Annotated in this window: 10 protein-coding genes; 5 read left to right on the forward strand and 5 right to left on the reverse strand. The window is 67.3% G+C overall.

Translation table 11 applies throughout. The annotated features are described in order from the left end of the window. Nucleotides 1–101: 101 nt before the first annotated feature. The gene (locus tag SriyCCGPB3_RS17790) at nt 102–1,271 is read left to right on the forward strand and encodes an OprO/OprP family phosphate-selective porin (protein ID WP_180847767.1); all 1,170 of its coding nucleotides are present in this window, start codon (nt 102–104) and stop codon (nt 1,269–1,271) included. Between the two features lie 66 nt (nt 1,272–1,337). Beyond that, nucleotides 1,338–3,986, forward strand: coding sequence for a hybrid sensor histidine kinase/response regulator (locus SriyCCGPB3_RS17795; RefSeq protein ID WP_110713596.1), 2,649 nt, complete (start codon nt 1,338–1,340; stop codon nt 3,984–3,986). Between the two features lie 51 nt (nt 3,987–4,037). Here SriyCCGPB3_RS17795 and SriyCCGPB3_RS17800 read toward each other — a convergent pair whose 3' ends face one another. The 5 genes from SriyCCGPB3_RS17800 to SriyCCGPB3_RS17820 are packed head-to-tail and all read right to left on the reverse strand — an operon-like array spanning nt 4,038 to nt 8,295. Next, the gene (locus SriyCCGPB3_RS17800; RefSeq protein WP_110713597.1) at nt 4,038–4,490 is read right to left on the reverse strand and encodes a DUF695 domain-containing protein; all 453 of its coding nucleotides are present in this window, start codon (nt 4,488–4,490) and stop codon (nt 4,038–4,040) included. Nucleotides 4,491–4,493: 3 nt separating this feature from the next. Then, nucleotides 4,494–5,141 carry a response regulator gene (locus tag SriyCCGPB3_RS17805; protein WP_075676778.1) on the reverse strand — a complete coding sequence of 216 codons (648 nt, stop codon included), beginning with the start codon at nt 5,139–5,141 and terminating at the stop codon, nt 4,494–4,496. Between the two features lie 28 nt (nt 5,142–5,169). Further along, complete coding sequence (locus SriyCCGPB3_RS17810; protein ID WP_110713599.1) at nt 5,170–6,225, reverse strand: ABC transporter substrate-binding protein; 1,056 nt, start codon at nt 6,223–6,225, stop codon at nt 5,170–5,172. Beyond that, on the reverse strand, nt 6,222–7,613 hold the full coding sequence (locus SriyCCGPB3_RS17815) for a sensor histidine kinase (RefSeq protein WP_110714374.1): 1,392 nt from the start codon (nt 7,611–7,613) through the stop codon (nt 6,222–6,224). Before SriyCCGPB3_RS17815 ends, SriyCCGPB3_RS17810 begins: the two co-directional genes overlap by 4 nt. After that, complete coding sequence (locus SriyCCGPB3_RS17820; RefSeq protein ID WP_110713600.1) at nt 7,606–8,295, reverse strand: response regulator transcription factor; 690 nt, start codon at nt 8,293–8,295, stop codon at nt 7,606–7,608. Before SriyCCGPB3_RS17820 ends, SriyCCGPB3_RS17815 begins: the two co-directional genes overlap by 8 nt. A 242-nt stretch (nt 8,296–8,537) precedes the next feature. Here SriyCCGPB3_RS17820 and SriyCCGPB3_RS17825 point away from each other — a divergent pair, with 242 nt between their 5' ends. The 3 genes from SriyCCGPB3_RS17825 (at nt 8,538) to phbB (ending at nt 11,847) form a co-directional block, all read left to right on the forward strand. Further along, the gene (locus tag SriyCCGPB3_RS17825; protein WP_153854486.1) at nt 8,538–9,677 is read left to right on the forward strand and encodes an OprO/OprP family phosphate-selective porin; all 1,140 of its coding nucleotides are present in this window, start codon (nt 8,538–8,540) and stop codon (nt 9,675–9,677) included. 75 nt (nt 9,678–9,752) lie between these two features. After that, nucleotides 9,753–11,081 carry a CitMHS family transporter gene (locus tag SriyCCGPB3_RS17830; protein ID WP_110714375.1) on the forward strand — a complete coding sequence of 443 codons (1,329 nt, stop codon included), beginning with the start codon at nt 9,753–9,755 and terminating at the stop codon, nt 11,079–11,081. Between the two features lie 25 nt (nt 11,082–11,106). Then, nucleotides 11,107–11,847 carry an acetoacetyl-CoA reductase gene (gene phbB / locus SriyCCGPB3_RS17835; RefSeq protein WP_005419193.1) on the forward strand — a complete coding sequence of 247 codons (741 nt, stop codon included), beginning with the start codon at nt 11,107–11,109 and terminating at the stop codon, nt 11,845–11,847. Nucleotides 11,848–12,009: the final 162 nt, after the last annotated feature.

Below are 12,009 nucleotides of genomic sequence, written 5' to 3' on the forward strand. Positions count from 1 at the left end.
GGTGGCCCGAGCTGAACGGCCGGGCGCGTCTTTGCGAAAGTTCCGGCCCTTGCGGCCGTTGTTGTCCTGTCCACACGCAATCTGAGAGAGCCGCACCCAACATGCGCCCGATTCCCACCTTGCTGGCCCTGTCGCTGGCCGCCCTTCCCGCCTTCGCCTCCGCTGCCGATTTCGACAACTGGCCGACCAAGTACACCTTCGGCGATGGCACCGAACTGGCGGCCACCGCCAACATCGCCTACGACTACAACGACTTCTCTTCGGCCAGTGGCCTCGAGGACGACGATGCCGTGCGCCGCAAGGAATTCGGCGCGACGCTGAAGAAGAAGGGCGTCTACGATGCAATGGTCTACTACGACTTCCAGGCTGACACCTGGCTGGACGTGTTCGTGCGCTTCGAGAGCAAGGCGTTCTTCGGCCGCGACGTCGGCCGTTTCCGCTTCGGCTACATGAAGACCCCGGTCGGCCTGGATGCGAATACCTCTTCGCGTGCCGGCAGCTTCCTTGAGACCTCCTTGCCGGTGCAGGCCTTCTACGAAGGCCGCCGTACCGGTGTGGAATGGGTGCTGGAGCGTCCGCAGTACCTGCTGCAGGCCGGCGCCTATGGCGGCAAGGACCTGCAGGGCGACAACCCCGGCACCACCCAGGCCGTGCGTGCGGTATGGACGCCGGTGAAGGCACCGGGTGATGTGATCCACCTGGGCCTGGCCTACTCGCAGGAAAACCCGCGTGGCTACAGCGATGGCCGCGACGTGCACCACGAGGCCAGCGCCCGCCTGCGCGCGCGCCCGGAAGCCGGCCTCACCGACATCCGCTACGTCGATTCCGGCGCGCTGGTCACTGCCGACCAGATCCGTCGCACCGGTCTGGAAGGCATCTGGATCCGCGGCCCGTTCTCGCTGCAGGCCGAAGCGCTGCGCGCCACGGTCACCCGCCATGACGGCAAGCCCGACTACACCGGCAGCGGCCAGTACGCGATGGCCAGCTGGGTACTGACCGGCGAATCGCGCCCATACAACGCCGGCGCGGTGGCCAACATCAAGCCGGCGCACAACTACGGTGCGGTGGAACTGGTGGCCCGCTACAGCCGCCTGGATCTCGATGACGGCGACATCCTCGGTGGCCGCCAGCATGACCTCACCCTGGGTGCGAACTGGTACCTGACCAGCCACTTCAAGTTCCAGGCCAACTACGTGAAGGTCGACGCCAGCCGTCGTGGCGTGCACAGCACGCCGGAGATCTTCGAGCTGCGCGCGCAGATGCACTTCTGACCCCTTCCACGTCAGACCCCGGCGGGCGTGCACGCCACGCCCGCCGGCCCTGCGTAGACTGCCGCCATGTACTGGCTCAGCCGACATCGGATGCTGTTGCTGACCCTGCTGGTGATGGTCGGCGGTACCGCGCTGTGCGCGGTCGCCGCAGGCCACTACGCCTGGCGCCGCGCGCTCGGCGAGGAAAGCAGCCAGGTGCAGCGCCAGCTGCAGCTGTACGGCCAGGGCCTGCAGCAGCGCATCGACCGCTTCGGTACGTTGCCGCAGGTGCTGGCGCTTGACCCGGACCTTCTGCACGCACTGCGCGTGCCGCCCTCCCCTGTTGAACGGCAGCGGCTGAACCTCAAGCTGCAACGCGCCAACGAAGTCACCCGCACTTCCACCCTGACCCTGGTCGGTCACGATGGCGTGGCGGTGGCGGCGAGCAACTGGAACCAGCCGACCACCAATGTCGGCGAGAACTACAGCTATCGCCCCTATTACCGCCAGGCGCTGGCGCAGGGCCGCGGCCGCTTCTACGGCATCGGCATGACCACCGGCGTTCCCGGTTACTACCTGTCGCAGGCCATCGAGGAAGACGGCAAGCGGCTCGGCGTGGTGGTGATCAAGGTCGAGCTGTCGGCACTGGAGCAGGAGTGGCTGAGCAGCCCGGATGTGGTGCTCGCCAGTGACGACCACGATGTGGTGTTCCTGGCCAACCGTGACAGCTGGCGCTACCGCCTGCTGCGCCCACTGGGCGCCGATGAGCGCCGCGAAATGCTGGACGCCCGCCAGTACGCCGACCGCACCCTGCAGCCACTGCGCGCACGCACCGAGGATGTACTGGCCGACGGCGGCCGCATGGTACGCCTGCTGGATCCGGCGTTGCCGCAGCCGATGCTGTGGCAGAGTCTGCCGCTGCCCGCTGAGGGCTGGAACCTGCACCTGCTGCACGACGCCAGTGCGGCCACCACTGCCGGCCGTGCGGCCGCACTCACCGGCGGTGCCGCGTGGCTGGCGCTGGGCTTCCTGGTGCTGTTCGTACAGCAGCGCCGGCGCCTGGCCAAGCATCGCCTGCGCAGCCGCCGCGAGCTGGAAACCCTGCTCAAGCAGCATGCACAGGAACTGCGCACCGCGCAGGATGGCCTGCTGCAGGCCGCTACCGATGCCGACAGCGGCCTCAGCCGCAGCCTCGAACACCTACCGCAGGGCGTGGTGGTGATCGACCGCGAACTGCGTCTGGTCGCGTGGAATTCGCGCTACCTGGAGCTGTTCCGCTTCCCGGTGGACCTGGTACGCGTGGGCCGGCCGATCGAAGAACTGTTCCGCTTCAACGCACGCCGTGGCCTGCTCGGTCCCGGCCCGGTGGACGAGGCCATCGAGCGCCGCCTGAACCACCTGCGCAGCGGCCGCCCGCACATGCGCGAGAGTGAGAAGGACGACGGTACGGTGCTGGAAATCCGCGGCAATCCCCTGCCCGATGGTGGCTTCGTCACCAGCTACGCCGACATCACCAGCTACAAGAACGCCGCGCGCGAACTGCGCTCGCTGGCCGATGCACTGGAACACCGTATTGCCGAACGCACCCACGACCTGGACGAAGCACGCCGCGAAGCCGAACAGGCCAACCGCTACAAGAGCCGCTTCGTGGCCTCGGCCGTGCACGACCTGCTGCAACCGCTCAATGCCGCGCGCATGTTCGTCTCGGTGCTGCGCGGCAAGCTGAGCGACCCTGCGCAGCAGCAGACCAGCGATCACATCGACGCTGCATTGGCCGCGCAGGATGCGATTCTCAACAGCCTGCTGGATATCTCGCGGTTGGAATCAGGATCGTTGCAGCTACGCGTGCGCGCTTTCGCGATTTCGCCGCTACTGGAGACTCTGGCGCGTGAGTTCGGCATCGCCGCGCAGAGCCGCAGCCTGCAGCTTGATTGGGTGGACACCCACGCGGTGGTGGTCAGTGATGAAGCGCTGCTGCGCCGTATCCTGCAGAATTTCCTGTCCAACGCGCTGCGTTACACACCACAGGGACGCGTGCTGATCGGCTGTCGGCGTGCGGGCGACCAGCTGCGCATTGAGGTGCATGACCAGGGCCCGGGCATTCCGGAAAGCCTGCAGGGTGAGATCTTCGAAGAGTTCCGTCGCCTGAACGATGGTGTGGAGCAGGAACGTGGCGCCGGCCTGGGCCTGGCCATCGTCGAACGCATCGGCCGCCTGCTCGGCCACCGCATCAGCCTGCGCTCCACACTGGGCAAGGGCAGCGTATTCGCTGTGAGCGTGGCACTCGGGCGCGCCGACGATGTGATCGCACCTGCCGCAGCGCCTGTCATCGCGAGCGAACCCTCCGATGACAGCCCACTGCGACAATGCCGAGTGTGGAGCATCGACGATGATCCCCACGTCTGTGCGGCGACCCGCGCGCTGCTGGAACGCTGGGGCTGCCAGGTGGAACTTGCCGACGGTCCGCAGGGTGCACTGGAAATCGCCAGTGCGCTGAACGTACCGCAGTTGCTGCTGCTGGACGTGCGCATGGGGCAATGGCACGGACCGGACCTGTATGAAGCGCTTTGCACGCTGTGGAAGGCGCGACCGCCGGTGATCCTGGTGACCGCCGAGCGTGATGATGCACTGAAGGCGCATGCCGCCGAGAACGGCTGGGGCTTCCTGCTCAAGCCGGTGCGACCGCCCGCGTTGCGGGCATTGATGACGCAGATGTTGTTGCGGCATCGGGGGTGACAGCAGCCGCGCATGGCTCGGCTCTACAGAAGTGGACGTTCGCCTCTGCGGCTAGTTGACCTCTGAATCTCGTAGCGGCAGGTCCAATTCGGGTCTGGCCAGATTCCAGCCCAGGTCGTACTCCATCTGGAACTGCCACGCCCGCACCGGCTCGGACGTGGCAAGCAGGTGCTGCAAGCCATCATTCGCCTGCTCGGGATCATGCACGCGGTACAACAGCACGCGCTCGCCACGAACAGTGATGCGCGCGAGGAAAACCGCATTGCCATCCACTTCAACGGCCGCTTCCAGGCACTCTCCCAGACGGGTGATCACCGCCACTTCTTCCGGGTTGGGCATACCCTTCTCCCCCAACCCCCTGCAGGCGATAACGATCCGCAGGTGCCAGGGAAATGCATCTCGCCCGTCGAAGGTCCGCAGCGCCGTGTTGACCACAACCACGGCGGGATCCCCATCGAGGGTCGTGTTGATGAGGGAGTAGAACGGCGCCGGAGTCCCCCGCATCGGTCAGATCCCGCCTGGGTCGCCTTCCGGCTCCAGCGCCTTCACCAGCACCGCCGCCTGCGTGCGGCTATGGCATTCGAGCTTCTTCAGGATCGCCGTAACATGCACCTTCACCGTGTTCTCTGCCAGGCCCAGCTCGTAGGCGATCTGTTTGTTGAGCAGGCCATCGGCCAGACACAGCAGCACGCGGAACTGCTGCGGGGTCAGCTGGGCCAGGCGGCTGGCCAGCAGTGCGTCGGCCTCCGAACGCTCGGCGGCCATCGCCGGGAACCACAGGCCACCATCCAGCACCGCCTGCACGGCCTCGCCGATGGTCTCGGCCGGGGCCGACTTCGGGATGAAACCGGCGGCGCCGAACTGCTGCGCGCGGCGGATCACCCGCGGATGGTCATTGGACGAGAGGATCACCACCGGGATGTCCGGATGCGAGCCACGCACGTGCAGCAGCGCGGAGAAACCGTGCGCGCCAGGCATGGTCAGGTCGAGCAGCACCAGGTCCACATCCGGGTGCGCGTCGAGGGCCTCGGCCAGCGCATCAGCGCTGGCGACCTCGCGCACCTGCGCCAGCGGCAGGCTCTGCCGCAATGACTGCACCACCGCCGAACGCAGCAGCGGATGGTCATCGGCGATCAGGATGGTGTATTCGCTCATGCCGCCATTGTACGGGCAGGCCGCCGCGTCAGCGCCCTGCCGGCTCCACGCTGCTGCGCCAGGCATCGAGGAACTGGCGGCGCTTGAGCGCGTCCAGGTACACCAGCAGGCCCGGGCCAAGCTGGATCGGACGGCGGCTGCGGCCGGGCGCATCGTCGCCACGTGCGTTGCCGGTCACGATCGGCATCAGACGCGCTTCGCGCGACAGCACCTGCTGGCCTCGCGGCGACAGCAGGTAGTCGAGGAAACGCCGTGCCTCCTCCGGATGCGGGCCGGTACGCGGAATCACCGCGGTACGCAGCACCACCAGCGTGTAATCCTCGGGTTCGACGATGGCCAGCGGCGCGCCGGCATCGACACGTGCCTGCGCATAGGAGCCAAGTACGTTGTAGACCAGCGACAGCTGGCCACTGGCCAGCTGGTCCAGCAGCACGCCAGTGCGCTCCTCACGCACCACGTCGTTGTCGCCGAGCGCGCCCAGCAATGCGCCGGCGATGCTGCCACGCTGCGCATCCTGGGTCGCCAGCAGGTAGCCGACACTGCTGCGCTCGATGTCATAGGTGCCGACCTTTCCGCGTAGCGGTGCGCCCTCCGCACGCAGCCGGTCCAGCAGCTGGCGGCGCGTGTGCGGCACCTTCGCCGACGGCAGTGCGCGGGTGTTGTAGACCATCACCACCGGCTCATAGCTGATGCCGAATGCCTCGTTGCGCCACTGCGCCCAGGCCGGCAGCGCGGCGGTCTGTGCCGAACGGTGTGGCAGCGCATGGCCATCGTTGACCAGCTTGGTCTGCAGGTCCATGCCACTGGAGATCAGCAGGTCCGGCGATGCCGGCCCGCCGCGGTCGTGCAGGTACCGCGCGTACAGGTCCTGGGTGATGATGTCCTCGTACACCACTTCGGTGCCCGGGTGCAGGCGCTGGTAGTCGGCGATGACCACGGCGAACACTTCGATGTCGGTGGTGCCGTGGATGCGCAGCTGTGCCATGGCGGCTCCCTGCGCAGGGAAACGGCGCACATCGCCCGGTGCGGCCAGCACCGGCAGGGCCAACAGCAGGGCAACGGCGGTGGCGAACAGGCGGATCATGAACTGCTCCGGGGCAGGCGGATGGTAGCGATCAAACCACCCTGCGGACGGTTGCTGAGATCGATGCGGCCGCCATGGCTGTCGACCACGCGCTTGACGATGGCAAGGCCAAGCCCGGCGCCGCCGGACGGCGCGCCCTCGCCACGGGCGAAGCGCTCGAACACGCGTTCGGCATCGCCAGGCGCGATGCCCGCACCGTGATCGGCGATGGTCAGCACCGCCTGCCCACCTTCCACGGTCAAGGCAATCTGCAACGGGCCATCACCACCGTACTTCAACGCGTTGTCGACCAGGTTCTTGATCGCCTCGCGCAGCAGCAGCGCATCGCCATGCACCTGTACCGGCTCGGCGGTCATCGCCAGCTGCACGCGCGGCGCAGGGCCGGCCTGCGGCAGCGCTTCATGCAGGGCCTGGTGCACGGTCTCGGCCAGATCCACTGCAGCAAAGCGCTGCAGGTGCGAACGATGGATCACGCTGGCATCGCTGAGCAGCTGGTTGAGCAGGCGGCTCATGTGGGTGGCGTTGCGCTCGATCGCCTGCAGGCTGCGCCGCATGTCCTCCGGATCGTCATCGTCCAGCGCCAGCTGCGCCTGCGCACGCAATGCCGCCAGCGGCGTGCGCATCTGGTGCGCGGCCTCGGCCATGAACGCGCGCAGCGTCTCGTTGCTGCTGGACAGGCGATCCATGAAGCGGTTCAACGCTGCCACCATCTGGTCCATCTCGCGCGGCACGCGGGCATCGAGCGGCTTCAGGTCGGACGGTTCCCGTCGCGACAGCTCGCGCTCCACCCGCACCAGCGGACGGAATGCGCGATGCACGCCGAAGGCCACCAGCGCCAGCAGCAGGCCGGACAACACGCCGATCGCCAACAGCGCGCGATTGACCATGTCCTGCGCGACGGCTTCCCGTGCACGCCGGGTCTGGCCCACCTGGACCTGCACCTCGCCCTGCGCCGACGCGGCGGCAAAACTGCGGCCGACCACCACGAAGCGCACGGTCTCGTCGCTGTAGGGGGCATCGAACAGCTGCGGTTGCGTACCGGGCCGTCGCGGCGGCGCGGGCAGATCGCCGTAGCCGGTAATCAGGTTGCCGCGGCTGTCGGCCACCCGATAGAACACGCGGTCTTCCGGCGCCATCGCCAGCAGGTCCAGCGCTGCATAAGGCAGATCCACCTGCCACTGGCCATCAACCAGCGCCACCGAATCGGCGATGGACAGCGCCGAAGAGACCAGCAAGTGATCGTAGGAACGGTTGGCGGCGCGCTGGCCGTAGTCACGTGCAGCAAACAGCAGGGCCACTGCGAACACCGCCAGCAGTGCCCCGAGATAGAGCAACAGCGTGCGCCGCAGCGAGCCCGGTGCGGCGTTCGCAGCGCGGGCGTCAGCCATCGGCATCGGTGTTGCCGTCACTGGCTTCCAGCAGGTAGCCGACGCCGCGCACCGTGGTGATGCGCAGCGGCGCGGCGGCCAGCTTCTTTCTCAGACGCCCCACATACAGTTCGATGGCATTCGGACCGGCCTCATCATCGAAGCCGAACAGCCCGTTGCCGATCTCATCCTTGCCGACCACCTGGCCGAGACGACCGACCAGGATCTCCAGCAGCCGGTACTCGCGGTTCGGCAGTTCGATCGGTTCGCCGTCGAGGCTGACCCGGTGCGCGGCATTGTCGAACTGGAAGCCGCCGATCTGCACCACTTCGCTGGCCTGGCCGCGCGCGCGTCGCAGCAGCACGCGGCAGCGCGCTTCGAACTCGCGGAAATCGAACGGCTTGCCCAGGTAGTCGTCGGCACCCACGTCCAGCGCCTGCACGCGATCTTCGATGCCATCACGCGCGGTCAGCATCAGCACCGGTGTGCTGTCACCGCGCTCGCGCATGCCGGCCAGCACGCGCAGGCCATCAAGCTTGGGCAACCCGATATCCAGCACCACCAGGTCGAAGCTCTGGTAGCGCAGCACGCTGGCGGCGGCCAGGCCATCGGCCTGCCAGTCCACGGCGTGGCCGCTGCGACGCATGCGACGGATGATCGCATCGGCCAGATCCGGGTTGTCTTCGACCAGCAGCAGGCGCATGGGCACACGGGTGGGAGGGGAAACGAATGCTACCGCATGCCGCCGCCGCGCTTGCCGGGCGTGGCCCAGTGAGCGCAGCGGCCGGTTTTACGCTGCACCGCACAAACCGTTGACAGGACGATGACAGCTTGCCCGACCCAGACTGCGGCCGCGCACCGTCCGGTGCCCACGATTGCCGCGCGCCTGGCGCGCACCTGGGAGGGTTTGTGGAATTCACGTTTGCCTGGCGGCGTCCTGCCGCCATGATGGCTCTGGCTGCCCTGTCGGCGCCGGCCTTCGCCGCCGAAGACGACCGCCCGGTCACCGCCACCCTCGGTGGCCGCCTGCACCTGGACTTCGCCACCTTCGACAACGACAACCGCGGTACGCCGAACAAGGACGACACCGAGATCCGTCGCGCCTGGCTGGACGTGTCCGGCAAGTTCTTCGTGGTCGACTACAAGCTGGAAGCTGACTTCTCCGGCGACCGCGTCGAGGCCAAGGACGTGTACCTGGCACGCAGCTTCGGCAAGGCCGGCAAGCTGACCGTGGGCCAGTTCAAGCAGTACTTCTCGCTGGATGACCGCACCAGCTCCAACTACGGCAGCTTCCTGGAGCGCGGCAACGCCGGCACCACGCTGGCGCCGCTGTACCGCCTGGGTGCGTCGTGGCAGGCCAACCCCGGTGACTTCACCTGGGCGGCCAGCATCTACAGCCTGGAAAGCATCGACGCCTGGCAGGTGAAGGGCCGCGCCGCCGGTGGCCGCGTCACCTGGGCACCTTCGCCCAGCGAGGGCGACGTGCTGCACCTGGGCCTGTCGCTGGCCCGCGAGGCCTACGACAACCCCGGCGCCAACGGCACCCCGGGCCTGAGCATCCGCCCTCGCCCGGCCGGCCATCTGTCCGATGAAAGCCGCCTGACCCTGGTCAACTTCTCCGCCGGCCGCGATACCGACGTCAACAAGTGGTCGCTGGAATACGCGCAGGTGCGCGGCCCGCTGTCGTGGCAGGGCGAATTCAGTGGCGCCACCTTCGACGACGGCGCGCAGCGCGGTGACGTGATGGCCGCCTACGGCATGCTCAGCTGGTTCGTCACCGGCGAAAGCCGCGCCTACGACCGCAAGACCGGCCGCTTCGCGCGGGTGAAGGATATCCGCCACAAGGCCGGTGCCTTCGAAGTGGCGCTGCGCTACGACCAGATGTGGGGCGCACAGCACCTCGACGGTGCACCCGACCTGCGCCGCGGCAGCACCGAAGCGTGGACGCTGGGTGGCAACTGGTACCTGCGCGACAACCTGCGCTTCATGCTCAACGTGATCGAAAGCCGCAACCGCGACCGCCTGGCCGGGGTCACGGTGGACCGCACGCGCGCGGTCACCGGCCGCCTGCAGTACGACTTCTAAGCCCGGCATCCCGGGCACGCCGCCCGGGCCTTTTCCACTCCCCCACGTCCTGTTTTCGCAAGGAGTCCGCAGATGATGCTGAGCATCCTCGGCTTTGGCATGGTCATTACGTTCATGTACTTGATCATGAGCAAACGCCTGTCGCCGCTCGTCGCCCTGATCACCATCCCCATCCTGTTCGCGCTGATCGGCGGCTTCGGCGCCGGCATCGACGAGATGATGCTGGAGGGCATCAAGAAGATCGCGCCGACCGGCGTGATGCTGATGTTCGCCATCCTCTACTTCGGCGTGATGATCGACGCCGGCCTGTTCGATCCGCTGGTGCGGGTGATCCTGCGCTTCGTCAAGGGCGATCCGATGAAGATCGTGCTCGGCACCGCGGTGCTGGCGATGCTGATCTCGCTCGACGGTGACGGCTCGACCACCTACATGATCACCGTCTCGGCGATGCTGCCGCTGTACCAGCGGCTGGGCATGAACGCGCTGAACATGACCTGCGTGACCATCCTCGCCGGCGGCGTGATGAACCTGACCCCGTGGGGTGGCCCGACCGCCCGCGCGGCCACCGCGCTGCACGTTGACCCGGCCGATGTGTTCGTGCCGCTGATCCCGTCGATGGTGATCGCCTGTGCCGGCGTGCTGCTGCTGGCCTGGTACCTGGGCCTGAAGGAACGCCGTCGCCTGGGCGTGGTGACCCTGCCCAAGGGCGGCAGCTGGATGGACAGCAGCGTGTCCGACGACAGCAATCCGCTGCCGACGGTGGAAGACGCCGAGGACATCAAGCGTCCGAAGCTGCTGTGGGTCAACCTGGCCCTGACCGTGGCGCTGATGACCGCGCTGATCATCGGCGTGCTGCCGATGCCGGTGCTGTTCATGGTCGGCTTCGCCATCGCCCTGGTGATCAACTATCCGAACCTGGCCGAGCAGCGCCGCCGCGTGGTCAACCACGCCGGCAACGTGCTGTCGGTGGTGTCGCTGATCTTCGCCGCTGGCATCTTCACCGGCATCCTCAACAACACCGGCATGGTCGAAGCGATGTCGCACAGCTTCCTGGCGGTGATTCCGGAATCGTGGGGCCCGTACCTGGCGGTGATCACGGCGGTGGCGTCGATGCCGTTCACCTTCTTCATGTCCAACGACGCGTTCTACTTCGGCGTGCTGCCGATCCTGTCCGAGGCCGCCGGCAACTACGGCATCACCCCGGTGGAAATGGCGCGTGCCTCGCTGGCCGGCCAACCGGTGCACCTGCTCAGCCCGCTGGTGCCGTCCACCTACCTGCTGGTGGGCCTGGCCAAGGTCGAGTTCGCCGACCACCAGAAGTTCACCCTGAAGTGGGCCATCGCCATCTCGATGCTGCTGATGGTCGGCAGCCTGCTGTTCGGCCTGTACCCGCTCGCGGCCTGATCCCTTACCAAAGGAGCCTTCTGCAATGACGCTTCGAATCGCTTACGTCACCAGCGGCATGGGCAGTGTCGGTACTGCCATCTGCCAGAGCCTGGCCCGCAGCGGCCACACCGTGGTTGCCGGCTGCGCGCCGAACTCGCCGCGCAAGGCCAACTGGCTGCGCGAGCAGCGCGAACAGGGCTTTGACTTCATCGCCTCCGAAGGCAACGCGACCGACTGGGCCTCGACCAGCGCGGCGTTCGCCAAGGTCCGCGCCGAAGTCGGCGAGGTGGATGTACTGGTCAACAATTCCGGCGGCAGCCGCGACCTGCTGTTCCGGCAGATGACGGTGGAAGACTGGAACGCGGTGATCGCCTCCAACCTCAATGCGCTGTTCAACCTGACCAAGCAGGTGGTCGATGGGATGGCCACGCGTGGCTGGGGCCGCATCATCAACATCGGCTCGGTCAGCGCCCACAAGGGCCAGATCGGCCAGGTGAACTACGCCACCGCCAAGGCCGCGATGCATGGTTTCAGCCGTGCGCTGGCCGCGGAAGTAGCCTCGCGCGGGGTGACCGTCAACACGCTGTCGCCGGGCTACATCGCCAGCCAGGCAATCAGCAGCTTCCCGCCGGATGTACTGGACCGGCTCGCCGCCTCGGTACCGGTGCGCCGCCTGGGTCGCCCCGAGGAAGTAGCCGGCCTGTGCGCCTGGCTGGCCTCGGACGAAGCCTCGTACGTGACCGGCGCCGACTATCCGGTCAACGGTGGCCTGTACATGGGTTGAGCCCTCCTCCACGCAGTGCGTGGACCGCCTCCCCCACGGAGTGCGCGGGGCCGGTGAACCTTCGTTCGCGAGGGGGATCCGGCCCCTTTTTGTTTCTGCATTTCTGAGACGCACTTCCCGATACATCGGCAGAACCGGTGCTATACCTGCCAGCGCTCGCTG

Origin of the sequence: Stenotrophomonas riyadhensis (assembly GCF_040256885.1) — a bacterium.
Taxonomy (GTDB): domain Bacteria; phylum Pseudomonadota; class Gammaproteobacteria; order Xanthomonadales; family Xanthomonadaceae; genus Stenotrophomonas; species Stenotrophomonas riyadhensis.